At 72.1% G+C, this 23,608-nt stretch carries 25 protein-coding genes; 9 read left to right on the forward strand and 16 right to left on the reverse strand.

The window, feature by feature from the left end:
- Positions 1-27: 27 nt before the first annotated feature.
- Genes CS0771_RS36960 through CS0771_RS36975 form a run of 4 tightly spaced genes read right to left on the reverse strand, consistent with a single transcriptional unit; the run spans position 28 to position 4,119 of the window.
- A complete protein-coding gene (locus CS0771_RS36960; protein WP_212845279.1) occupies positions 28-1,614 on the reverse strand; it encodes a cytochrome bc complex cytochrome b subunit in 1,587 nt (528 codons plus the stop codon).
- Between the two features lie 5 nt (positions 1,615-1,619).
- Positions 1,620-2,696, reverse strand: a complete 1,077-nt coding sequence (locus tag CS0771_RS36965; RefSeq protein ID WP_212845280.1) for a ubiquinol-cytochrome c reductase iron-sulfur subunit — start codon at positions 2,694-2,696, stop codon at positions 1,620-1,622.
- Positions 2,693-3,505: a c-type cytochrome gene (locus CS0771_RS36970; protein ID WP_212845281.1), complete on the reverse strand. Its 813-nt coding sequence runs from the start codon at positions 3,503-3,505 to the stop codon at positions 2,693-2,695. Before CS0771_RS36970 ends, CS0771_RS36965 begins: the two co-directional genes overlap by 4 nt.
- Before the next feature lie 8 nt (positions 3,506-3,513).
- Positions 3,514-4,119 (reverse strand): heme-copper oxidase subunit III, encoded by a 606-nt coding sequence (locus CS0771_RS36975; RefSeq protein WP_203740804.1) that lies wholly within the window; start codon positions 4,117-4,119, stop codon positions 3,514-3,516.
- 108 nt (positions 4,120-4,227) lie between these two features.
- Here CS0771_RS36975 and CS0771_RS36980 point away from each other — a divergent pair, with 108 nt between their 5' ends.
- From CS0771_RS36980 to trpD, 3 genes are read left to right on the forward strand one after another with little or no spacing between them, the layout of a single operon-like run.
- Positions 4,228-5,232 carry a cytochrome c oxidase assembly protein gene (locus CS0771_RS36980; RefSeq protein ID WP_212845282.1) on the forward strand — a complete coding sequence of 335 codons (1,005 nt, stop codon included), beginning with the start codon at positions 4,228-4,230 and terminating at the stop codon, positions 5,230-5,232.
- Complete coding sequence (locus CS0771_RS36985; protein ID WP_212845283.1) at positions 5,229-5,624, forward strand: hypothetical protein; 396 nt, start codon at positions 5,229-5,231, stop codon at positions 5,622-5,624. Before CS0771_RS36980 ends, CS0771_RS36985 begins: the two co-directional genes overlap by 4 nt.
- Before the next feature lie 41 nt (positions 5,625-5,665).
- Positions 5,666-6,763, forward strand: a complete 1,098-nt coding sequence (gene trpD, locus CS0771_RS36990; protein ID WP_212845284.1) for an anthranilate phosphoribosyltransferase — start codon at positions 5,666-5,668, stop codon at positions 6,761-6,763.
- 69 nt (positions 6,764-6,832) lie between these two features.
- Here the strand turns inward: trpD and CS0771_RS36995 are convergent, their stop codons facing one another.
- Positions 6,833-7,258 (reverse strand): cytochrome c oxidase subunit 4, encoded by a 426-nt coding sequence (locus CS0771_RS36995; protein ID WP_212845285.1) that lies wholly within the window; start codon positions 7,256-7,258, stop codon positions 6,833-6,835.
- Positions 7,259-7,269: 11 nt separating this feature from the next.
- A complete protein-coding gene (gene coxB / locus CS0771_RS37000) occupies positions 7,270-8,094 on the reverse strand; it encodes a cytochrome c oxidase subunit II (protein ID WP_212846270.1) in 825 nt (274 codons plus the stop codon).
- A gap of 230 nt (positions 8,095-8,324) precedes the next feature.
- Between coxB and CS0771_RS37005 the strand changes: the two genes are divergently transcribed.
- Positions 8,325-9,506 carry a cysteine desulfurase family protein gene (locus CS0771_RS37005; protein WP_244871253.1) on the forward strand — a complete coding sequence of 394 codons (1,182 nt, stop codon included), beginning with the start codon at positions 8,325-8,327 and terminating at the stop codon, positions 9,504-9,506.
- A gap of 2 nt (positions 9,507-9,508) precedes the next feature.
- A complete protein-coding gene (locus CS0771_RS37010) occupies positions 9,509-9,748 on the forward strand; it encodes a sulfurtransferase TusA family protein (RefSeq protein ID WP_212846272.1) in 240 nt (79 codons plus the stop codon).
- Positions 9,749-9,752: 4 nt separating this feature from the next.
- Here CS0771_RS37010 and CS0771_RS37015 read toward each other — a convergent pair whose 3' ends face one another.
- From CS0771_RS37015 to CS0771_RS37025, 3 genes are all read right to left on the reverse strand, one after another.
- Complete coding sequence (locus tag CS0771_RS37015; protein ID WP_212845286.1) at positions 9,753-10,727, reverse strand: carbohydrate kinase family protein; 975 nt, start codon at positions 10,725-10,727, stop codon at positions 9,753-9,755.
- A gap of 165 nt (positions 10,728-10,892) precedes the next feature.
- A complete protein-coding gene (locus tag CS0771_RS37020) occupies positions 10,893-11,246 on the reverse strand; it encodes an iron-sulfur cluster assembly accessory protein (protein ID WP_203740789.1) in 354 nt (117 codons plus the stop codon).
- Positions 11,247-11,334: 88 nt separating this feature from the next.
- Entirely contained in the window at positions 11,335-11,706 is a 372-nt protein-coding gene (locus tag CS0771_RS37025; RefSeq protein ID WP_212845287.1) for a MarR family winged helix-turn-helix transcriptional regulator, read from the reverse strand.
- A gap of 114 nt (positions 11,707-11,820) precedes the next feature.
- Here CS0771_RS37025 and CS0771_RS37030 point away from each other — a divergent pair, with 114 nt between their 5' ends.
- Entirely contained in the window at positions 11,821-12,732 is a 912-nt protein-coding gene (locus tag CS0771_RS37030; protein ID WP_212845288.1) for a zinc-binding dehydrogenase, read from the forward strand.
- 80 nt (positions 12,733-12,812) lie between these two features.
- On the opposite strand, the gene CS0771_RS37035 is transcribed toward CS0771_RS37030, so the two are convergent.
- Positions 12,813-13,967, reverse strand: a complete 1,155-nt coding sequence (locus CS0771_RS37035) for a glycerate kinase (RefSeq protein WP_212845289.1) — start codon at positions 13,965-13,967, stop codon at positions 12,813-12,815.
- Positions 13,968-14,088: 121 nt separating this feature from the next.
- Between CS0771_RS37035 and nadA the strand changes: the two genes are divergently transcribed.
- The 3 genes from nadA to CS0771_RS37050 all read left to right on the forward strand — a co-directional run bounded on the left by nadA (position 14,089) and on the right by CS0771_RS37050 (position 17,530).
- Positions 14,089-15,240: a quinolinate synthase NadA gene (nadA, locus tag CS0771_RS37040; protein WP_212845290.1), complete on the forward strand. Its 1,152-nt coding sequence runs from the start codon at positions 14,089-14,091 to the stop codon at positions 15,238-15,240.
- A 147-nt stretch (positions 15,241-15,387) separates the two neighbouring features.
- A complete protein-coding gene (gene murA / locus CS0771_RS37045) occupies positions 15,388-16,716 on the forward strand; it encodes a UDP-N-acetylglucosamine 1-carboxyvinyltransferase (protein WP_371821538.1) in 1,329 nt (442 codons plus the stop codon).
- A 187-nt stretch (positions 16,717-16,903) separates the two neighbouring features.
- Complete coding sequence (locus tag CS0771_RS37050; RefSeq protein ID WP_212845292.1) at positions 16,904-17,530, forward strand: DUF3043 domain-containing protein; 627 nt, start codon at positions 16,904-16,906, stop codon at positions 17,528-17,530.
- A gap of 286 nt (positions 17,531-17,816) precedes the next feature.
- Here CS0771_RS37050 and CS0771_RS37055 read toward each other — a convergent pair whose 3' ends face one another.
- The 6 genes from CS0771_RS37055 to CS0771_RS37080 form a co-directional block, all read right to left on the reverse strand.
- On the reverse strand, positions 17,817-18,131 hold the full coding sequence (locus CS0771_RS37055; protein ID WP_212845293.1) for an AzlD domain-containing protein: 315 nt from the start codon (positions 18,129-18,131) through the stop codon (positions 17,817-17,819).
- Positions 18,128-18,865, reverse strand: a complete 738-nt coding sequence (locus CS0771_RS37060) for an AzlC family ABC transporter permease (RefSeq protein ID WP_212845294.1) — start codon at positions 18,863-18,865, stop codon at positions 18,128-18,130. The genes CS0771_RS37055 and CS0771_RS37060 overlap by 4 nt, the downstream gene beginning before the upstream one ends.
- Before the next feature lie 285 nt (positions 18,866-19,150).
- Positions 19,151-20,557: an MFS transporter gene (locus tag CS0771_RS37065; protein ID WP_212845295.1), complete on the reverse strand. Its 1,407-nt coding sequence runs from the start codon at positions 20,555-20,557 to the stop codon at positions 19,151-19,153.
- 415 nt (positions 20,558-20,972) lie between these two features.
- On the reverse strand, positions 20,973-21,923 hold the full coding sequence (locus tag CS0771_RS37070; RefSeq protein ID WP_212845296.1) for an ATP-binding cassette domain-containing protein: 951 nt from the start codon (positions 21,921-21,923) through the stop codon (positions 20,973-20,975).
- Positions 21,924-21,933: 10 nt separating this feature from the next.
- Positions 21,934-22,824 (reverse strand): ABC transporter permease, encoded by an 891-nt coding sequence (locus CS0771_RS37075; RefSeq protein WP_371821539.1) that lies wholly within the window; start codon positions 22,822-22,824, stop codon positions 21,934-21,936.
- A complete protein-coding gene (locus tag CS0771_RS37080) occupies positions 22,817-23,557 on the reverse strand; it encodes an ABC-2 family transporter protein (RefSeq protein ID WP_244871254.1) in 741 nt (246 codons plus the stop codon). Before CS0771_RS37080 ends, CS0771_RS37075 begins: the two co-directional genes overlap by 8 nt.
- Between the last annotated feature and the right edge of the window lie 51 nt (positions 23,558-23,608).

Raw genomic sequence — 23,608 nt, forward strand, 5'->3', positions numbered from 1 at the left:
GCCCCTCCGTCGGTGACCGGCGCGCGGTCAGTGCTTGCCGGTGGTGATCTCCTCGCGCTGCTCGGGCTGCTGCGCCGGGGGCGCGGGCTGCTCGATCGGGCGGAAGAAGCCGCGGACCGCCGGGCCGAGCGCGCCGAGGCGGTTCATCTTCTTCGGCACCGTCCAGCCGACGTACGGCAGGTCGGTGTGGCCGTGCGCGTCCGGCTCGACGAGCGGCTGGTGCACCTCGACGAAGCGGCCGTCGGGCAGGCGCTTGATGATGCCGGTCTCGACGCCGTGCGCCAGCACCTCGCGGTCGTGCTGCTGGAGGCCCAGCGACAGGCGGCGCGCGAAGTAGTACGCCAGCGGCGGCAGCACCAGCAGGCCGACCCGGCCTGCCCAGGTCATCGCGTTCAGGCTGATGTGGAACTTGTCGGCGACGATGTCGTTGCCACCGGAGATCGTCAGCACCATGTAGAACGCGAAGGCCATGGCCGCCAGACCGGTGCGGTCCGGCACGTCACGCGGACGCTGCAGCAGGTTGTGCGAGGCGTAGTCCTTCTTCCAGCGCCGCTCGATCCACGGGTACGCCATGGGCAGGATCGTCAGGATGCCGGGCAGCACCACCGTCGGCCAGAACAGCGGCGGGATGTTGTACCCGAACACCCGGATGTCCCAGGCGGGCATGAGGCGGGTCGAGCCGTCGAGGAACATGACGTACCAGTCGGGCTGGCTGCCCGCCGAGACGACGGCGGCTTCATACGGGCCGAACAGCCAGATCGGGTTGATCTGGAAGAGGCCGCCCATCAGCGCGATCACCGCGAAGACGAGCATGAAGAAGCCGGCCTGCTTGATGGTGTAGCGGGGCACGAAGCGCTCGCCGACCACGTTCTTCTCGGTCCGGCCCGGGCCCGGCCACTGGGTGTGCTTCTGGATGAAGACCAGCGCCAGGTGCACGGTGACCAGGCCGAGCAGGATCAGCGGCAGCAGGAACACGTGCAGGATGTACAGGCGGGACAGAATGATCTCGCCGGGGAACTCGCCGCCGAACAGCGACGTGGTCACCCAGGAGCCGATCACCGGGATGGACAGCATGATCGCCGAGGCGATGCGCAGGCCGGTGCCGGACAGCGCGTCGTCGGGCAGCGAGTAGCCGGCGAAGCCCTCGGTGAAGCCCAGCCAGAACATGCTCAGACCGATGATCCAGTTGAGCTCGCGCGGCTTGCGGAACGCGCCGGTCATGAAGATCCGGAACATGTGCACCACGATGGCGGCCATGAACAGCAGCGCCGCCCAGTGGTGCATCTGCCGCATGATCAGGCCGCCGCGCACGTCGAACGACAGGTCCAGCGCCGTCTCGTACGCCCGGGACATCTGCACGCCCTGCAGCGGCAGGTACGACCCGTCGTAGTGCACCTCCTGCATGGAGGGCTCGAAGAACAGCGCGAGGAACGTGCCGGTCAGCAGCAGGATGATGAACGAGAACAGCGCGATCTCGCCCAGCAGGAACGACCAGTGGTCCGGGAACACCTTGTTCAGCATCGAGCGCAGCGGGGTCGCGACCGGCAGGCGGGTGTCCACCTCCTGCGCGGCCTTGCCCGGGAGCGCCTTGAAATCGAGCTTGCGACGCTTCATGGCGATCAGTCCTTCTCCCAGAACGCCGGTCCGACCGGCACCTTGTAGTCGCCGGTGGCAACCAGGTAGCCCTCCGCGTCCACGCTGATGGGCAGCATGGGCAGCGACCGCGTGGCCGGGCCGAAGATCGGCCGGGCGTTGTCGGTGATGAGGAACTGCGACTGGTGGCACGGGCAGAGCAGGCGGTTGGTCTGCTGCTCGTAGAGGCTGGCCGGGCAGCCCGCGTGGGTGCAGATCTTCGAGTACGCCACGAAGCTGCTCCAGGTGCTGCCCTGGTTGATGTTGTACAGCTGGCCGTTGAGCAGCGCCGCGTCGTCCTCACGCAGGTGGATCAGCAGCGTGGGCGAGTCGGCGTAGTGGTTGCTGGCGCCGCCCGGGATGTGCGGGAACACCGTGATCTGGCCGCCGGTGCTGACCTCCTCCGGCCGGATGAGCGTCTCGTCGTCGCGCATCAGGCGGATCGGATTCTGCGGCGTGGCGCCGGCGAACCCGGTCTTGAAGAGGATGTCCGGGTGGTGCGGGTCCTTGATGAGGGCGCCGATCGGCACCGCGGCCGCCACCGCGCCGACGGGCAGCAGGCCCAGCAGGGACAGCTTCAGCAGCGGGCGGCGGGACAGGCCGAACTCCTCGCCGATGAACTGCAGCGTGTTGCCGGTGAGCTTCTGCTGCACGGGGTCGGACGGGCCGTCGTGCCGCTCCTGGATCGCGATCTCGTGCGGCAGCAGCTTCTTGCCCCAGGTCAGGATGCCCAGGCCGATGCCGAGCAGGGCCAGGCCCAGGGTGAGGCCCAGGATCGGGGTGTAGAGCTTGCTGGCGTTGGTGCCCAGCTCGTACTCCCAAGGCCACCAGATGAACGCCACCAGGAAGGCGGTCGCCGCGAGGCCGGTCAGGATGAAGAAGAACGCGACGATGCGGACCATCCGCTTCTCGCCCTTCGAGCCCGGCGCATACTGCGGCTCGTAGTGGACGATCTCCACGCCGTCGCGGCGCGCGCCCTCGCGCACGATGTCGAACCGGGTGAGTTCCGGGTCGTTCAGGTCGACGCCCGAGGCGTCGCGCACCTGGGTGCTCGTGTCACTCATGACTTACCTGCAATCCAAAGCGAGGCGAAGACCAGGGCGACCACACCGACCAGGAAGATCGCGAGGCCCTCGGTCACCGGACCGAAGCGGCCGAGGCCCCAGCCGCCCGGGTCGGCGTCGGTCTTCAGGTTCTGCACGTAGGCGATGATGTCGAACTTGTCCTGCGGGGAGAGCTCGTTGTCACCGAAGACCGGCATGTTCTGCGGGCCGGTCAGCATCGCGGCGTAGATCTGCCGGTCCGTGGCGGGCTCCAGGGTCGGCGCGTACTTGCCGCTGGAGAGCGCGCCGCCGCCGCCGGAGAAGGCGTGGCAGGACGAGCAGTTGATCCGGTAGAGCTCGCCGCCGCGGGCGATGTCGCCCTTCGACGCGTAGTCCTCACCCTCGGGGAGCTGCGGGCCGCCGCCCAGCTCCTGGATGTACGCGCCCAGCTGGCGAGCCTGGTCGTTGGTGTACAGCGGGGGCTTGCGCCCGGCCTGCGCCTCCTGGCGGGCGGCCGGCATGCGGCCCGTCTCCACCTGGAACTCGACCGCTGCGGAGCCGACGCCGATCAGGCTCGGACCCCGGCCCGCCACACCCTGCGCGTTGGCGCCGTGGCAGGAGATGCAGCTCTGGTCGTACAGCGCCTTGCCCGCCTCGGCGGCCGGCGTCAGCGGCGCGGCGCCCTGCGCGCCACCAGGCGCGACGATCGCGTAGATCCCGCCCGCGAACACCAGCGCTGCGAACATGCGCAGCGCGGAGTTCAGCCGGCGGCGCACGCGGCCGCGCTGCTTGGGCGCGCCCGGCGCCGGGCGTGGGGTGTCAGATGTCATGGCCGAGCTCACATCCGCTCCAGCAGGTAGATCATGAAGAAGAGGCCGACCCAGACCACGTCGACGAAGTGCCAGTAGTACGACACCACGATCGCCGAGGTCGCCTGCGCCGGCGTGAACCGGCCCATGGTGGTACGGATCATGTAGATGATGAAGGCGATCAGACCGCCTGTCACGTGCAGGCCGTGGAAGCCCGTGGTCAGGTAGAACATCGACCCGAAGCCGTCCGAGTTGATCTTCACACCCTCGCTGACCAGCACGCGGTACTCGTTCACCTGGCCGAGCACGAACGTCAGGCCCATGAGGAACGTGATGGTGAACCAGAACCGCAGCCCGTACACGTCACCCCGCTCCGCGCGCAGCACGCCGATCTGGCAGGTGATGGAGGACAGCACCAGGATCGTCGTGAAGAAGACCGCGTACGGCAGATTCAGCACGTGGGCGTTCTTCTCCCACATGCTGTAATCCGCTGCGCGGATCGCGAAGAACATCGCGAACAGCGCCGCGAAGAACATGAGTTCGCTGGAGAGCCACACGATCGTCCCGACGCTGACCATGTTGGGCCTGGTCAGGGAGTGGATCCTGCTCTTGTCGATGGCTGAGGCGGCAGTCACGCGGTCATTATTGCCCCCGACCTGCATCGGCGAGCGTCGGGGTGCCTGGTTGGCGGCGTGTCGCCACCCGGCGGCACGCCCGCCACCACGACCGTCTAGCCTCGGCTGGTGCCACCTGTCGATCATTTCACCGCGCTGACCTCGGCCGTTACGACCTTGAACGCCGAGACGCCCCCGTTCACGATCGAGACACTGGTGACCGGCGCCCGGCTCGACTCGTGGCTCGCGGTGGGCCTGCTGCTCGCCGCGGCGCTCTACCTCTACGGCACGCACCGGCTGCGGATGCGCGGCGACCGGTGGCCCGTGGGGCGCACGATCGCCTTCCTCGGCCCCGGCCTGGGCACGCTCGCGCTGGTCACGGTCAGCGGCATCGGCGGCTACGACACCACGCTGGTCAGCGTGCACATGATCCAGCACATGGCGCTGTCCATGGTCGCCCCGATCTTCCTGGCGCTGGGCGCGCCGGTCACCCTGGCCCTGCGCACCCTGCCCGCGAAGCCCCGGAAGACGCTGCTCGCGGTGCTGCACAGCCGGGTCGCGGCGGTGCTGGCGTTCCCGCTGACCGCGTTCGCCGTCTTCATCGCCAACCCGTTCGCGCTGTACTTCACCAGCCTGTACGAGCAGACGCTGCGCCACGAGTGGCTGCACGAGTTCATGCACGCGCACTTCATCGCCACCGGCTGCCTGTTCTTCTGGCCGCTGCTCGGGCGCGATCCGCTGCCCGGCCGCTGGCCGTATCCGGCCCGTGCGCTGCTGATGGTGCTGAGTGTTCCGTTTCACACCGTGCTGGGACTCACCATCATGCAGTCGAAGACCCTCCTCGGCGGCGACTGGTACCCCTCGCTCGGCCTGTCCTGGATGGATCCCTGGGCCGACCAGGTGACCGCGGGCGGCGTGCTGTGGGCGGGCGGCGAGATCGTCTCTGTGACGATGCTCGCCATCCTCGTGGCCCAGTGGATCCGCCAGTCCCGCCAGGAGGCCGCGCGTATCGACCGGCAACTCGACCGCGAGGACGCCGCGAGAGCCGCCGAGGAGGCCGTCACGGCACGGCCGGAGACTGACGGCGCACCGCACGACCACGAGATCACCTCACCGCTTAGGATGAGCGCATGAGTACCAAGACCGTCCTGCTCTACAGCGACGACTCGCAGGTCCGCGACCGGATGCGGCTGGCCATCGGCGAGCACCCCGCCCCGGACCTCGACGTCGAGTTCGTCGAGGCGTCGACCTACGGCGAGTGCGTCAAGCTCGTCGACGACTACGAGATCGACCTGCTGGTGCTGGACGGCGAGGCGACCCCGGGCGGTGGCCTGGGTGTGGCGCGTCAGCTCAAGGACGAGATCGACGAGTGCCCGCCCACCTGCGTCGTGATCGCGCGCTCGGCCGACCGCTGGCTCGCGGCGTACGCCCGCGTCGACGCGACGCTGGTCCACCCGCTCGACCCGATCGAGACCGCCAGGGCCATCGCCGCTCTGCTGCACGACGAATCCGCCGTGGCCGCCTGACCAGAGCACCGCGCGCCACGCCCTTCACCCCTGGAGGCCCGATGGGCGACCGGAACACCTGGCCCCACCTGCTCGGCACGCTGCTGCGGCGCGAGGAGCTGACGGCGGACGACACCGCCTGGGCCATGGGCGAGATCATGACGGGCGCGGCGACGCCGTCGCAGATCGCCGGCTTCGCGCTGCTGCTGCGCGCCAAGGGCGAGACCCCCGACGAGTTCTCCGGCCTGGTGTCCACGATGCTGGCGCAGGCCGCTCCCCTGCCGCAGACCGACGAGCAGCGGCTGGCCACGGTCGACGTGGTCGGCACCGGCGGCGACCAGGCGCACACGGTCAACATCTCGACCATGTCCGCCATCGTCGCCGCCGGGGCCGGGGCACGTGTGGTCAAGCACGGCAACCGGGCCGCCTCCTCGTCCTGCGGCACCGCGGACGTGCTGGAGTTCCTGGGCATCCCGCTGGACCTGACCCCGCAGCAGGTCTCCGCGGTCGCCGACGAGGTCGGCATCACGTTCTGCTTCGCCGCGACGTTCCACGCCGGGCTGCGCCACGCCGGCGGGGTGCGCCGGGAGCTGGGTGTGCCCACCGCCTTCAACTTCCTCGGCCCGCTGACCAATCCGGCCCGTCCCCGGGCGGGCGCGGTCGGCTGCGCCGACATGCGCATGGCCGGCGTGATGGCCCAGGTGTTCGCCGATCGCGGTGACACGGTCCTGGTGCTGTGCGGCGAGGACGGCCTGGACGAGTTCACCACCGCCGCGCCTACGCGCGTCTGGCTGGCTCGTGGCGGGCAGGTGACCCCCCTGACGGTCGACTCCGCCGACCTCGGCGTGCCCCGCTCGTCTGCCGGGGACCTGCGCGGCGGCGACGTGGCCGTCAACGCCGACGCGGTGCGCCGCCTGCTGGCCGGCGAGACCGGCGCGGTGCGCGACGCGGTGCTGGTCAACACGGCCGCCACGCTCACCGCGCACGACTGGGCGGTCGCCGGTGCGGGCGCGCCGGACCCGGACACGATCGGCGCGGAGCTGACCGAGGCGCTGCGCGTGAACATGCGCCGCGCCGCCGAGGCGATCGACTCCGGCGCCGCGGCCGCCGCCCTGGACCGCTGGATCACCGCCGCAGCGGCCGCCAAGTACGCCGAGTAGGTCCGCTACGCAGAAAGAACCGGCTCCCTCCGCGGTGGAGGGAGCCGGTTCTTTCGTATGCGCCGGAGCTCAGTGCTCCGCGGTGCGCCGGGTGCCGGTGTAGTACTCGAACAGCAGGGCCGAGCTGGACAGCAGCACGCACACGATGCCGAGCGCGATCAGCCACCACATCCAGAACACCAGGCCGAGCGAGGCGATCAGCGCCGACACCGCGATGCCGAACGGCCAGTAGCTGCCCGGGCTGAAGAAGCCCAGCTCGCCGGCGCCGTCCGCGATCTCCGCGTCGAGCCGGTCCTCCGGGCGCGGGTCGATGCGCCGCGAGACGAACCAGAAGTATCCACCGCACATCGCGCACAGCAGCGTGGACAGGGCCAGCGCGGTCGTGCCGATCGCCTCCACGCTGCCCATGGCGTAGTCGGTCCACCAGCCGTAGACCACGGCCGCCACGATCAGGAACAGCGAGACGCCGATAAAGATCCGGTATTCCGTCTTCATAGTCCTCAGCCTCAGTTCGCGGTGCGCAGGGTCGGGAACGGCTCGGTCTTCGTCGCGAACGCGGGCTCACCGATCGCCGTCAGCGCCTCCGGCGTCTCCTTGCCCGCCTTCAGCGCCGCCACGAACTGCTGGTACTTCTCCGGCGTCACGGCGCGCAGCTCGAAGTTCATCATCGAGTGGTACGTGCCGCAGAGCTCGGCGCAGCGCCCGACGTAGGCACCCGGCTGGGTGACCGTGACCTCGAACTGGTTGACCACGTTGCCCGGGAAGACGTCGCGCTTGAACAGCAGCTCCGGCACCCAGAACGAGTGGATGACGTCGGCGCTGTGCTCGACGAAGCGCACCGTCTGGCCGACCGGGACGACCACGACCGGGATGTAGTTGCTGTCGCCCGGGGTGCTCTCCACCCGCTCGGCGTCCGGCTCGGGGCCGGCGAGGTAGTTGAACTGCCAGTTCCACTTGAACGCCACGACCTCGACGGTCGCGTCCGGGTTCTTGCTCAGCCGGTCCACGTCGGTCTGGATGATCGCGGTGTAGTAGAAGAGCACCGAGATGACCAGGAACGGCAGCACCGTGTAGAGGATCTCGATCGGCAGGTTGAACCGCGTCTGCGTGGGCAGATCCACGTCGCCGCGCTTGCGGCGGTAGGCCGCGATGCACCAGAAGATCAGGCCCCACACGAACACGCCGACCGCGAGAGCCGCGACCACGGAACCGACCCAGAGGTCGTACATCCGCTCGGACTGCTCGGTGATGCCGCCCTTCGGCCAGCCGAAGCCACCGAACGCGTCGCCGACGTTGCACCCGGCGAGCAGCGTCACCGCACCGACCGACATCGCGCTCAAGCCGAGAACTCGCCTGCGGGCTCGCTTTGCGACCACCTGCTCCTGCCTCCCTAAGCAGCGCCACCCTCGGACGCACCGGTGAGGGGCGTGACCGACGGTCGCAGAGTACTTCACCCCGGGCCCGCAGCCGGGCCTGGGGTCGGCCCGGTGATCCGGCGTGTCCACGGGGACGTCATGACGGCGACGGAGCCGCCACCGCTAGATCACGATACCGTCGAGGGGTGCGAGATCCCCGGCAGGCCGGACCCATCGATCGCGACGAGAACGGCGTCGGCGCGTACTTCGATGCGGCCACCGCGACCCCGCTGCACCCGGCCGCGCGCGAGGCGCTGCTGGCCGCGCTCGGCGACGGCTGGGCCGACCCCGGCAAGCTCTACACCCGGGCGCGCCGCGCGCGGCTGCTGCTGGACGCGGCCCGCGACACGATCGCGCAGGTCCTGGGCGTACGCGCCGACGAGCTGAGCTTCACCAGCAGCGGCACCACCGCCGCCCACGCCGCCGTCCTCGGCGGACTGGCCGGCCGCCGCCGCACCGGGCCGGGCTTCGTCCGCTCCGCGATCGAGCACTCGGCCGTGCTGCACGCCGGCGAGCGGCATGTGCGCGACGGCGGCACCGAGACCGAGGTCCCGGTGGACCGCCTGGGCCGGCTCGACCTCGACGCCTGGGGCGCGGCCGTGGCCACGCCCGGTGTGGCGCTCGCCTCACTGATCAGCGCGAGCCACGAGGCCGGCACGGTCCAGCCGGTGGCGGAGGCCGCCGCCGCGTGCCGCGCGGCCGGTGTGCCGCTGCACGTGGACGCCGCGATGTCGCTGGGCCGGGTGCCGGTGCCTGGCGGCTGGTCGCTGCTGACCGGCAGTGCCCGCAAGTGGGGCGGTCCGCCCGGGGTCGGCCTGCTGGTGCTGCGCAAGGGCATCCGCTGGGTGTCGCCGTATCCGGCCGACGACCGCGAGTCCGGCCGCTGGCCGGGCGCCCCCGACCTGCCCGCGATCCTCGCCGCCGCGGCGTCGCTGCACGCCGTGCACGAGGCGGCCGCGAAGGAGGGCGAGCGGCTGTCCGCCCTGGTCGAGCACGTACGCGCCACCGTCGCGGCGACCGTGCCGGACGTGGAGATCGTGGGCGACCCGGTGGACCGGCTGCCGCACGTGGTGACCTTCTCCTGCCTCTACGTCGACGGCGAGGCGCTGCTCACCGCGCTCGACCGGCGCGGCTTCGCGGTGTCGTCCGGGTCGGCGTGCACGTCGTCCACGCTGCGGCCCAGTCACGTGCTGGCGGCCATGGGCGTGCTGACCCACGGCAACATCCGGCTGTCGCTGCACCGGGACACCACGCCCGAGCAGGTGGACCGCTTCCTGGCCGAGCTGCCCGGCATCGTCGCGGCGCTGCGCGCGGAGGTGGGGATGTGAGCCTGCCCACCGAGGAACCGGCCGAGGTGCTGGACTGCCTCGGTCAGCGCTGCCCGCTGCCCGTCATCGCGCTGGCCAGGCGGCTGCCGCAGGTGCCGGTCGGGACCGTGGTCCGGGTGCTGGCCGACGACCCCGCCGCCGCCGTCGACATTCCGGCCTGGTGCCGCATGCGCGCCCAGCAGTACGTGGGCGCCGCCTCCGTGGACGGCGCCCCCGCCTTCGACGTCAGACGCGTCGCCTGACCCGTCAGTTCAGGTGCGGCCGGACCGCGGCCGCGGCGCCGTCGCCGTAGGACTCGGCCAGGCGCTTGAGGAAGTTGTCCGGGTCGACGTCGTACTCCTGGGTGCCCACCGTCTCCAGGACCAGCGTCGCCACCAGCGCGCCGACCTGCGCCGCGCGCTCCAGGCCCAGGCCCCAGGACAGGGCGGCGAAGAAGCCGGCCCGGAATCCGTCGCCGACACCGGTCGGGTCGTACGCGTGGATCTCCCGCGCCACCGGCACCCGGATCGGGGCGAAGTCCCGCCCGGTGATCTCGACGCCGTTCTTGCCGAGCGTGGTGACCCGCACCTTGACCCGCTCCAGCACCTGCGCCGAGGACAGGCCGGTCTTCTGCTCCAGCAGCGAGTTCTCGTATTCGTTGGTCAGCAGGTACTCCGCGCCCTCGATGAGCTGGCGCACGTCGTCGCCGCCCATGCGGGCCAGCTGCTGCGACGGGTCGGCCGCGAACGCGTACCCCCGGTCCCGGCACTCCTGCGAGTGCCGCACCATCGCGACGGGGTCGTTGGCGCCGACGATGACCAGGTCGAGGCCGTCGAGACGCTGGTGCACGGGGGCCAGCTCGATGTTGCGGGCCTCGCTCATGGCCCCGGCGTAGAACGACGCGACCTGGCACAGGTCCTCGTCGGTGGTGCAGACGAAGCGCGCGGTGTGCGCGATCTCGCTGATGTGCACCGAGTCGCAGTCCACGCCGTGCCGCTCCAGCCAGGCGCGGTAGTCGGTGAAGTCGGCGCCCACCGCGCCGACCAGCGCCGGGCGCAGGCCCAGCTTGGCCATGCCGAAGGCGATGTTGGCCGCCACGCCGCCGCGCCGGATCACGAGGTCGTCGACCAGGAACGACAGCGACACCTTGTCGAGCTGGTCGGCGATGAGCTGGTCCGCGAAGCGGCCCGGGAAGTGCATCAGGTGATCCGTGGCGATCGATCCGGTCACGCAGATCTTCATGGTCGGCCTTCAGGTCGGCGATGGATGGGCGCGGAAAGCCTACCGGTCGCCGCACATACGACAGCGGCACTCCGGCGTGACCGGAGTGCCGCTGTGTGTCCACGCCCACAGGGCGCAGAAGAAGACTCAGTGACCGGGCTTGCCGGTTTCCACTGCCGCTCCGCGTCAGTGGAAACTGTCGCCGCAGGCGCAGGAGCCGCCGGCGTTCGGGTTGTCGATGGTGAAGCCCTGAGCGTCGATGCGGTCGGCGAAGTCGACGGTGGCGCCGGCCAGGTAGGGCGCGCTCATCCGGTCGACGACGACCTCGACGCCGTCGAACTCCTTCACGATGTCGCCGTCGAGCTCACGCTCGTCGAAGAACAGCTGGTAGCGCAGACCGGAGCAGCCGCCGGGCTGGACCGCGACGCGCAGCCGGAGGTCGTCGCGACCCTCCTGCTCCAGCAGAGCCTTGACCTTGCCGGCCGCGATCGGGGTCAGGTTGATACCGGTGGCGTCCGTCTTGATGTCGGGCGTGGTCACAGGGTGCTCCTCCAGCGTGAAGTGCTGATAATCCTTCGAGATAACGCTAGCGCGCCCCGGGTTGATTCCCCACGGCGCCTCACGGGCCTCACCCGCGCAGTGTGTCGTTGATGACGCGCCGGTGGGTGGGCCGCGCCTCGGCGTGGCGCTGCTCCCCCGGACCGGTGAGCCGGACGTATACGCCCCGCCGGTCGGTGGCGCAGAGCGCGCGCTCGACCAGGCCGTCCTTCTCCAGCCGGGCCACGGTGCGGGACAGGGCGCTCTGGCTGAGGTGGATCAACTCGCCCAGCTCCTGCATGCGCAGGCAGTGGTGCTCGTCCTCGACCAGCCGGTCGAGCACCTCGAACTCACTCATGCCCAGCTCGTGCCGCTCCTTGAGCGCGCTCTCCAGCGCCCAGGACAGCGCCGCGAACTGCCGGGACAGCTCGCGCCAGGTCTTGACGGCCACCTCTTCGGGCATGGCCGGAGCCTAACATGCAGGTGCAGTAAATGTGAACGCATTTAATGCTTGCGCATTCAATGCACATGCATCTAGCGTACGCGAAGACGCCTGTCTCCCGAAAGGACACCGCCCATGCGTGCGCTGCTGGTCGACCACGACGCCCCCGCCCACCTGCGGATCGGCGAGGTGCCGGACCCGGTCGCCGGACCCGGCCAGGCTCTGGTCGAGGTCAAGGCGATCTCGTTCAACTTCGGTGATCTATCGCACGTCCGCGACCTGCCCGCGGGCACGGTCACCGGCTGGGACGCCGCGGGCGTGGTGGCGGTGGCCGCCGCCGACGGCTCCGGCCCGCCCGCCGGGGCCCGGGTGGTCACCTTCGGCGGCGCACCGGCCTGGGCCGCCCTGCGCGCGGTCGACACCGCCGAGCTGGCCGTGCTGCCCGGCGAGGTGTCCTTCGCCCAGGCCGCGGCGCTGCCGGTGGCGGGCCTGGCCGCGCTCAACGGGCTGCGCCGGCTCGGGCCGCTGCTGGACCGGCGCATCGCCGTGACCGGCGCGTCCGGCGGCGTGGGCCGGTTCGCCGTCCAGCTCGGGGCGCTGGGCGGGGCGCACGTCGTCGCCGTCGCCGCCGGCCCGGAGCGCGCCAAGGGGCTGCGTGAGCTGGGCGCCGCCGAGGTGGTGGCGTCGGTGGGCGAGATCACGGGGCAGCTCGACGGTGCCCTGGACAACGTCGGCGGACCGGCGCTGCCCGCGCTGTGGGAGCTGCTTGCGCTCGACGGCACGGTCGTGTCGATCGGGGCCGCCTCGGGCGAGCCGTCGGTTTTCCCGCCGTACTCGACGATCGGGCGGCGGCGCCGCATCGAGGCGTACATCGGCGAGGTGGACCGGGGCAACGGCGTGGATCTGGCGTACCTGGCGGGCCTGGTGGCGCAGGGGCGGCTGGATCCGCAGCTCGGCTGGCGGGGCGGCTGGGACCGGGCCGCCGAGGCGGCGGAGGCGTTCTTCGCCCGCCGCGTCAACGGCAAGGCCGTACTCGACGTGAGCTGACCGCCGGGCGCCACGGGGGCACCCGGCGGTTGGGAAGGGCACCTTCTACATCGCAAAGCGATAAGAAGGTGCCCTTCCTTTCAGCGGGACCACTGGGTGGCGAGGCGGGCGGAGAGTTCGCGCAGGCCGCGGGCGGGTTCGGCCAGGGCCAGGTCGACGCTGCCGAAGTGTTCGACGAGGGCGTACGCCTCGGTGACGCCGGCCACGCCCTGCTCGCGGCGGCCGGTGGTGACGCGACCGGCCAGCACCACGCAGGGGATGCCGAGGTCACGGGCGGCGCCGGCCAGGCCGGAGATGGCCTTGCCGCGCAGGGACTGGTGGTCGAACGAGCCCTCACCGGTGATGACCAGGTCGGTCTCCTCCAGCACCTGGTCCAGGCCGGTCAGCTCGCGGACCAGGTCGATGCCGGAGGCGACCGTGCCGCCCAGGGCGAGCAGCGCCGCGCCCAGGCCGCCCGCCGCGCCGCCGCCGGGCAGCTCGGCCAGCTTCGCCGGGCAGCCGGGCAGCTCGCGCTCCAGCACCGCCGCCCAGTTGGCCAGGGCCGCGTCGAGCAGGGTGACGTCCTGCGGGGTGGCGCCCTTCTGCGGGCCGTACACCGCCGACGCGCCGTGCAGGCCGGTCAGCGGGTTGTCGACGTCCGTCGCCGCGATCAGCTCGACGCCCGGCGGCAGCAGGACGGCGGCCTCCTCGTCGCCCCCGGTCACGGCGAGGGAGGTACAGGTGGTCAGGGCCGCGCCCCCGGGGGCGAGCGGCTGGCCGGCGGCGTCGAGGCCGACGGCACCGAGAGCGGCGAGCAGGCCCGCCCCGCCGTCGTTGGTGGCCGAGCCGCCCAGCCCGACGACCACCCGCCGGGCACCGTGCGCGAGCGCCGCCTGGACCAGCGCGCCGAGGCCGTATGACGAGGTGAGCTTCGGGTCCCGCTCGGCGGGGTCGACCAGGTGCAGGCCGCAGGCCTGGGCGCTCTCCACGTACGCGGTGACGTCGCCGGGCTGCCCCACCAGCAGCACCGCACCGGCGGCCGGGCGGCCCAGCGGGTCGGTCGTGGTGACCGGGAGCAGCTGCCCGCCGAGCGAGGAGTGCAGCACCTCGACGAAGCCGGGGCCGCCGTCGGCGATCGGGCGGCAGATCAGCTCGTCGGCGGCGGCGACGGTGTGCCAGCCCTCGGCGACGGCCTGCGCCGCCTCCACCGCGGTGAGCGTGCCGGCGAACTTGTCGGGACAGATCAGCACTCGCATGGCCAGCACCATAACGGCGCTGTTTGCAGTCGCGCGCCAGCCCACGACGGCGTCCCATGCGCGCGCCGTGGGGCAGGCCACAGCGCAACGGGAGCGACTGCACCGGGCGATCGGTGCCACTATGGGACACGTGACTGCTCCCGTACTGCTGCTGCTGGGCCGCGGCAAGGATCCGGACGCCGAACGCGGTGTCGACTGTCCGGGCGACCTGCCCGCGCCCAGCGACCCGGGCCTGGTCGAGCGCGCCGCCGCCGCCAAGGCCGCCCTCGGCGACCGCGTCTTCGTGCTCGGCCACCACTACCAGCGCGACGAGGTCATCCAGTTCGCCGACGTGACCGGCGACTCGTTCAAGCTGGCCCGTGAGGCCGCCGCGCGGCCCGACGCCGAGTTCATCGTGTTCTGCGGCGTGCACTTCATGGCCGAGTCGGCCGACATCCTCACCACCGACGCGCAGCGCGTGGTCCTGCCGGACCTGGCCGCCGGGTGCTCCATGGCCGACATGGCCGTGCTGGAGCAGGTCGAGCAGTGCTGGGACCTGCTCACCGACCTCGGCATCGCAGCGTCGACGGTGCCCGTCACCTACATGAACTCCTCCGCCGACATCAAGGGCTTCGTCGGCCGCAACGGCGGCGTGGTCTGCACCTCCTCCAACGCCAAGCGCGCGCTGGACTGGGCGTTCGAGCAGGGCGAGAAGGTGCTGTTCCTGCCCGACCAGCACCTCGGCCGCAACACCGCGGTGCTGGAGATGGGCTACTCGCTCGACGACTGCGTGCTCTACGACCCGCACAAGCCGAACGGCGGCCTGACCGACCAGCAGCTGCGCGACGCGAAGATGATCCTGTGGCGCGGCCACTGCTCCGTGCACGGCCGGTTCACGTACGAGAACGTGGTCGCCATGCGCGAGCAGGTGCCCGGCGTGAACATCCTGGTGCACCCCGAGTGCCGGCACGAGGTGGTCACCGCCGCCGACTACGTGGGCTCGACGGAGTACATCATCAAGACGCTGGACGCGGCCCCGGCCGGTTCGGCGTGGGCCATCGGCACCGAGCTGAACCTGGTCCGCCGCCTGGCCGCGGCGCACCCGGACAAGCAGGTCATGTTCCTGGAGAAGACGGTCTGCTACTGCTCCACGATGAACCGCATCGACCTGCCCCACCTGGTCTGGGCGCTGGAGGAGCTGGTCGCCGGGCGGGTGCCCAACCAGATCACGGTCGACCCCGACACCGCGCATCACGCCCGGGTCGCCCTGGACCAGATGCTGGCACTGCCGTAGGCATTTGGTTACGCTGAGTGCGAGCGCCGTGTCCGAATCGCGGCGCTCGTGTTCATTTAAGCTTGCCGTGTATTCCGTCACACATCACGCAGCGCTATGCTGCCGGGGTTTCCTTTTCCGGCCCGTCCCATACCCAGGAGGTCTGCCTTGTCGGACGACGTGCTCATCGTCAGCGGAGGAAGCCCGCTAAAGGGCGAGGTGCGGGTCCGCGGGGCCAAGAATCTGGTCTCCAAAGCCATGGTCGCCACCGTTCTCGGCGAGAGCCCGAGCGTGCTGTACGACGTGCCGAAGATCCGCGACGTCGAGATCGTGCGCGGCCTGCTGGAGCTGCACGGCGTCAAGGTGACCAACGGTGCGCTGCCCGGTGAGCTGCGCTTCGACCCGTCGAACGTGGAGCGCGCCGGGGTCGACGAGATCAACGTGCACGCCGGCTCCAGCCGGATCCCGATCCTGCTGTGCGGCCCGCTGCTGCACCGGCTCGGCCACGCGTTCATCCCCGACCTGGGCGGCTGCCACATCGGCCCGCGCCCGATCGACTACCACCTGGAGGCGCTGCGCCGCTTCGGCGCGGTCGTCGACAAGTCTCCCGAGGGCCTGCACCTGTCCGCCCCGGACGGCCTGCACGGCATCAAGTACGAGCTGAACTACCCGTCGGTCGGCGCGACCGAGCAGATCCTGCTCACCGCCGTGCGCGCCGAGGGCGTCACCGAGCTGTCCAACGCCGCGGTCGAGCCCGAGATCATCGACCTGATCTGCATCCTGCAGAAGATGGGCGCGATCATCAAGGTGCACACCAACCGGGTGATCGAGATCGAGGGCGTGCCGCACCTCGGCGGCTTCTCGCACCGCCCCATCCCGGACCGCATCGAGGCCGCCAGCTGGGCGTCCGCGGCGCTGGCCACCAAGGGCGACATCACCGTCAAGGGCGCCCGCCAGGCCGACATGACCACGTTCCTGAACGTGTTCCGGTCCATCGGCGGCGAGTTCGAGATCGACGACAACCCGGTCGACGGCGGCATCCGCTTCTGGCACCCCGGCGGCGACCTGCGCCCCGTCGCGCTGGAGACCGACGTGCACCCCGGCTTCATGACCGACTGGCAGCAGCCGCTGGTCGTCGCGCTCACCCAGGCCAACGGCCTGTCCGTGGTGCACGAGACGGTGTACGAGAAGCGCTTCGGCTACACCAGCGCGCTCAACCAGATGGGCGCCAACATCCAGGTGTTCCAGGAGTGCCTGGGCGGCACGCCGTGCCGCTTCGGCCGCCGCGGCTTCCGCCACTCGGCCGTGATCGCCGGCCCGTCGAAGCTGCACGCCAGCGACCTGGTCATCCCCGACCTGCGGGCGGGCTTCAGCCACCTGATCGCCGCGCTGGCCGCCGAGGGCACCTCCCGGGTGCACGGCGTCGACCTGATCAACCGCGGGTACGAGGACTTCGAGGCCAAGCTCGCCGGCCTCGGCGCCGCCGTCTCCCGCTGACCCAGCCCGGTCCCGCCCTCCGGCGGGCCCCGCACGTGCCTGAACGCCGGCCTGTCGCGTCGAGTCCCCGCTTCGGGGGCTCGACGCGACAGGCCGGCGTCGTTCCGTACACGGGCAGGGAGAGCCTGCTCACAGCAGGTTGCGGCGTGGGCGGCAGGTGGCCCACGCGGTCGGCTACCCTTGCTGCGTGCCGTTGTTCTCCCGAAAGTCCACCGACGCCCCTGCCGAGCCCACGGTCGCCGAGACCGAGGCTTCGGACATCGTGCGCGCGTCGCGTTCCCACACGCCCGGCAAGGGCCGCGCGACCCCGAAGCGCACCGAGGCGCAGCGCCGCAAGGCCGAGCCGCCGCCGGCGAACCGCCGCGAGGCGCTCAAGCGCGCGCGCGAGAAGAACCGGTCCGAGCGCCAGGAGGCCATGGCCGGGATGAAGGCGGGCGACGAGCGCTACCTGCTGCCGCGGGACAAGGGCCCGGAGCGGCGCCTGGTCCGCGACTACGTCGACTCGCGGCGCACCGTCGGCACCTGGTTCTTCGGCGGCGCCTTCCTGATCTTCTTCCTGATCCAGATCCGCGAGCCGCGCATCCAGCTCGCCGCGAACGTGATCTGGCTGCTGCTGGCGCTGGCCGTGATCGTGGACAGCATCCTGATCTGCCGGAAGATCAAGAAGCTGATCAAGGCGAACTACCCGAAGACCACGCAGCGGATGGGCTCGCTCTACCTCTACGCGGTCATGCGCGGGATCACCTTCCGCCGCATGCGCATGCCGCAGCCGCAGGTGAAGTTCGGCGACCCCGTGATCCCCACCAAGGCCTGAAACCTCTGTACCGCCCGAATCGGGATCGCCGTGCCTGCACGGCGGTCCCGATTCTTTTCAGCCCTCCAGACCGCCCGTGCCCAAGGCCGGCTGTGACCCGGCGCGCCACCGCCCGGGGCCCCTCTCCAGCCGCGGCTCTGGAACAGTCGCGGTCGCGAGCACGCCCTGCTGCCCATCCGGAGTTGCGCAGGCGGCGGATGCACTGGGCGGGGCGCGGCGGGCGGTCTGAGGCCGGTGCGGCAGTGCGCGCGGATGCCCGGCCGCGCGGGCTCTTGCCGGGACCGGATCAGGGAAGGCCGGCGAGGCGGAGAAGGGCGGCGGTGCCCGCGGCGGCGACCACGACCACGACGAAGGGGGCCTTGCGCCAGGCGAGGATCGCCCCGACGAGGACGCCGAGCGGGCGGGCCACCCCGACTGCCAGGCGCCCGGCCTCGGTGAAGACCGCCGTGGCGACCAGGGCCGCGAGCAGGGTCGTGGCGGCGATGGGGAGCAGGTGCCGCAGCCGCTCGGGCAGCACGAGGCGGTCGTGCAGCATGACGCCCGCGAGCCGGGTCGCGTAGGTCCCGGCGGCCAGGGCCAGGATGACCAGCAGGATCGTCATACCGGGCGGCCGCCTTTCGCACCGGGCACGGGCTCGGCCTCGGCCGCGGGCGTCGCCGCCGCGGGGCGGGCCGGGGTGGGCAGGAGCACCGCGGCGAGCACGCCCAGCAGCGCGAACAGCACCGGCAGGCCCGCCGGGAGCAGAGGCGTCGCCAGTACGGCGATGAGCGAGCCCGCGATCGCCGCGGCCCGGGTCGCCCGGTCGCGCAGCGAGGGCAGCAGCAGTGCGAGCAGGCCCGCCGGAAACGCGGCGTCGAGCCCGTACGCCGCCGGGTCGCCGACGGCGCTGCCCAGCAGCACACCGATCAGCGTGCCGATGTTCCAGGTCACGAAGATGCCGACGCCGACCGTCCAGAAGGTCCGCCCGCGCCGGGCCGGGTCGGGCTCGGCCAGCGCGAACGCGGTGCTCTCGTCGATCACCACGTGCGCGCCCGCGAAGCGGGCGGCCCGGCCGCCGCCCAGCGCGCCGCCGAGCGCCAGCCCGAACGGCAGGTGCCGCGCGTTGATCAGCAGGCCGCCGAGCACGGCGGCGAGCGGGCTGCCCGTGATCAGCGCCACCGCGAGGAACTGCGAGCCGCCCGCGAACACGAGCAGCGACATGAGGATCGGCGCCCACGCGGGCAGACCGCCCGCGACCGCGATCGCGCCGAATGACAGGCCGATGACGCCGGTCGCGGCGCTGATCGCCACCGCGTCGCGCCACAGCCCCGCGTCGCGCCCGCCGCTCGCGCCCATCGGGTAATCACCTCAAGCCGTTTCGTCAGTTACCGCCCACGATATCCCCGGCCGGTGACGCCCCCCACCCACGCCCACCCACTCGACATCCCCACCCGCGCCCCACCCGCCCGACCCGGACGGCCACGCCGCCCCGCCGCCCGCCGCACGCCGCACGCCGCGCGCCGCACTCAAGATCGTTCGACTTGCCTGGCAGGTGGGCAGATCTTGAGGCGTGATACGCCCGTTTGCCAGGCAAGTCGAACGATCGAGGAACAGGGCGGGCGATCGAGGAAGGTGCGCCGGTCAGGCCGTGGTGAGAGCCGGGTGGCGGTCGGCGGTCGCGGTGGCGTCCGGCTCGGCGGTGGACCGTGCGGCGCGGCGCAGGCGGGGCGCGACCACGAGGGCGAGCGCGAGACCGGCCAGGGCCGCCGCGAGCGGGACCCCGAAGGCGCCGCGGTAGCCGTACGTGTCGGCCAGGCGGCCCGCGAGCGCCGCGCCCAGCGAGACGCCCCCGACGACGCCACTGGCCAGCAGGGTCATCACCATGCCCGCGTGGCGGGGCGGGGAGAGCCGCCCGGCGAGGGCGTACCCGGAGATCAGGTAGGGCGCGGCCGTGACGCCGAGCACGATCACGGCGGCCAGCGCAGTGGCGGTCGAGTGGGCGTACAGCAGCGCGGCGGTGCCCAGGACCAGCGCGGCGGCCGACCAGACGTAGCGGCTGACCGGGCCGAGCGACTCCGGCAGCCAGGCCACCGCCAGGCCGGCGAGCGCGCTGCCCACCCCGAGCACGGCGTAGATGAGGCCCGCGGAGCCCGCCGCACCGATGGCGTCGGCGAACGCGGTCACCCCGGTCTGCGTCGCGCCGAACACGACACCGATCACCGACATGGCCGCGACCAGCACCGCGACCCGCCCCACGGGGAACTGACCGGCCGCGGCGGCGATCCCCGCGGCACGTGCCTCTCCAGCGGGAGCGCCGGACACGGCCGACACGCGCGCCGCGGCGGACGTGGTCCGCGAACGCGTCATGACCGAAGCGCCGGACGGGCTCGCCGTGGCGGGGACCGAGCTTCCGGCCGGTGCCGTGGCCGTGGCGCGGGGAGCGCGCAGCACCGGCGGGACGGTGCGGTGCAGGGCGAACGGCACCGCGGCGAGCACGGTCAGCACCGCGGCGAGCAGCAGCGGCGCCCCGGCCCAGCCGGACAGTGCGAGTACGCCGACCAGCGCCGGACCCGCCAGGAAGGAGGCCTCGTCGGCAGCGCCCTCGTACGCCATCGCGGTGGGCAGCCGGCGCTGCTGGCCGCGGTCCCCGAGCAGCACCGCCCAGCGCACCCGGACCAGCGGCCCGACCTGCGGCATGGCGAACCCGGCGAGCGCGGCGAGCAGCAGCACGGCAGCCTGCACACCGCCGAGCACGGCGCCGACCAGCGCGGCGTACGCGACGGCGTCGACGAGGGCGGTGGCGATGCCGACGGTGCGCTGGCCGTACCGGTCGGCGAGGGTGCCGACGACGGGGCCGCCGAGCGCGGCGCCCACGCCGAACGCGGCGGCGGCCAGGCCGCCGGTGCCGTACGAGCCGGTGGCGGCGACGACGAGGGTGATCACGCCGAGCGGGCCCATGGCGGCGGGCAGCCGGGCGAGGAACGCGAGCACGAGGAACCAGGGTCCGGTGAGGCGGACGAGGTCACGGTAGGAGGCACGGGCGGCCATGGGTCTGCTCCGGGTACGGCACGGTGAATGCGCGCCGTCCCACCCAACCAGCGCGCCCCTTGCGGCCCTGTGCAGCTGAAAGTGTAACCGGCCAAGATCGCCCCCGGAAGCGGGTGTCGGCGAGCGCACACCGGACGCCTGCTCCACGGCGCCGCACCGTGCCGCACCGTGCGTGCGCCGGCGGCCAAGATCACTGTTTCGTGTCAAAACCTTGCGCTGGACCGCAGCTTTCGACACGAACCAGTGATCATGCCTTCCAACCCCGCCCACCCTGGAGTTAAGAAGGTGCCCTTCCTCTACGGATAGCGATAAGAAGGTGCCCTTCCTAACGCGCGGCGCGGCGCGTGCGGGGCGCGGCGCGGAGCGTGCGGGGCGCGGCGCGGAGCGGGGCCGGGGGTGCGGAGTGCGGGCGGGGTCAGTGGCGGTAGAGGCGGGCGATGACCTCTTCGATCTCCGGTTCGGCTACCGAGAGGTCGCGCAGGCCGCCGAGGGCGGTCAGGGCCGAGACCAGGGTCCCGATCGAGGCGGTGCCGTCGAGGGTGAAGATCAGCCGGGGGCCGGTCGCGGATTCGAGGTGTACGCCGGGCAGCTCCGGCGGCGCCGCGGGCGCGACGTCGAAGTCCACGACGACGCGCCGCTGCGAGCCGTAGCGGGCGTGCAGCGCGTCGATGCCGCCGTCGTGCACCACCCGGCCGTGGTCGATGACCACGATGCGCCGGCACAGCCGCTCGATGTCGGCCAGGTCGTGCGTGGTCAGCACGATGGTGGTGTCGCCGCGTTCGCCCAGCTCGGCGAGGAAGCCGCGCACCGCCTGCTTGCTGACCACGTCCAGGCCGATGGTCGGCTCGTCCAGGAACAGGATCTGCGGGCCGTGCAGCAGCGCCGCGGTCAGCTCGCCGCGCATGCGCTGGCCGAGGGACAGCTGGCGGACGGGCGTGTCCAGGAACCCGTCCAGGTCCAGCAGGTCGCGGCAGCGCCGCAGCCGGGCCGCGTGCTCGCCGCCGGGCACCCGGTAGATGTGCCGCAGCAGCTCGAACGAGTCGCGCAGGGGCAGATCCCACCACAGCTGCGAGCGCTGCCCGAACACCACGCCGATACGGCGGGCCAGCTGGATCCGCTGCGGCACCGGGACGAGCCCGCACACCGACACCCGGCCGCCGGAGGGGTGCAGCACGCCGGTCAGCATCTTCAGCGTGGTCGACTTGCCCGCGCCGTTCGGCCCGAGGTAACCCAGCAGCTCCCCACGCTGCACCGTCAGGTCCACCCCGTCGACCGCGGCGACGGTACGCCGTTCCCGGCGCAGCAGCCCGCGGCGGACCCGGACGCTGAACTCCTTGCGCAGCTCCCGCGTTTCGATGACGTTCACGCGCTCCCCCTCACGAGCCGGTGCTGCGGTAGTGGCGTACGCCGGTGCGCCAGACGAGCGCGGCGAGCCCGGCGGCGATGAGCGCGAGCAGCGGGCCGCACCAGCCGAGCCAGGCCGGGGCGCCGATCGGGTCGGGCCGGTCCAGCAGGATCAGGGCCGGGTAGTACGCGACCAGGCCGAAGCCGAGCCCGAACGCCAGCAGGTGCCGGAACCAGCCGCCGTAGACCGTCATCGGGTACGAGGTGAAGTCGCGCCCGCCGTAGGTCAGCGCGGCGGACAGCTCGCCGGACTCCACCCACCAGAACGCGACGGTGGCGGTAGCCACGAAGACCGAACTGAAGAACACGGCGCCCACCAGCGGCGTGACGACCAGCAGCAGCAGGTTGGCAGGGGTGGGCCGGACCCCGGCCTGGTATGCGGCGACGGCCAGCACCGCGGTGCTAGTGATCACCCGGCCGACCCGGCGCACGCCGAGGTCCAGCACCAGGAGCTGGGACAGCACGCCGAGGGGCCGGATCAGCACCGCGTCGAGCAGGCCGGTCCGCACGTGCTGCTTCATCCGCTCTATGTTGCCGACGGCGAGGTCGGCCAGCGCGAACCCGAGCGCGGCCAGGCCGAACACGAGCAGCGACTCGGCCAGCGTGAAACCGGCCAAGGCGGGCACCTGGTGGAACAGCACCAGCACGGTGAGCAGGTCGGCGCCCAGGAAGATCACGTTGGAGGCCAGGTCGAGCACGAAGCTCGCCCGGTACGACGCCTGGGCACGGACCTGCGCGCGCAGCAGTGCCCGGTAGATCGCGGCGGTCGAGGTGGAAGCGTCCGCCACGCCGCCGGCGGCGACCGGGACGGTGCGGTCCGCGGCGGCGGGGGCCGCGGCCGGGGCGGCCGAGGGCTCAGCCACCTTGCACCACCAGCCGCCGCTCGGCGCGCCGCTGCACCGCGACGCAGCCCCACAGCAGCAGCACCGCCCAGCCCGCCTGGAGCCCGAGCAGGCCCAGCTGGCTCAGCGGCGGGTCCCTCTCGACGAGCACGTCCAGCGGCACCTGGAGCAGTGAGGGGAACGGCGTGCCGAAGTAGAGCGCGGCGGCGGCCCAGTCGGGCAGGAACCGGATCGGGAAGTAGAGCCCGCCGAGCACGCCCGCGCAGACGGCCCAGGTCATCAGCACGCCACGGCTGTCCAGCAGCCAGTACGCCGCGGCGTTGGCCAGGAACCGCCCGGCGAAGCACACCAGCAGGGCCAGCAGCACCGACACCGCGAACAGCGGGTAGGTCGCGGCGCGCCGGGGCACGTACATGTCGAACGCGAGCGCGCCCACGGCGATCGGCACGGTGAAACGGGTGAGCAGCGCGTACGCCGCTCGGCCGAGGTCGGGCAGCAGGTAGCCGAGCACCGGGTGGACCGGGCGGAGCAGGTCGGTGACGACGTCGCCGGAGCGGATGCGGTCGGCCAGGTCGGTCCAGCCCCAGAGCAGCACCACGCCGATCAGGCCCTGGCCCGCCCAGACGTAGGTGACCAGCCGGGGCGCGTCGTAGCCGGCCGCCTGCCCGCCGAGCGCGGCGGCCGAGCCGGCCACAGCCAGCATGACGTAGGTGCGCAGGAAGCCGAACATGGTGTTGGTGACCGTGGCGGCCACCGTGGCCTGGCGATATGTCGAGAATCTCCGGAAACCCGATGCGCCCAACGT

The sequence above is a fragment of the Catellatospora sp. IY07-71 genome, assembly GCF_018326265.1.
In the GTDB taxonomy this organism is placed as follows: domain Bacteria; phylum Actinomycetota; class Actinomycetes; order Mycobacteriales; family Micromonosporaceae; genus Catellatospora.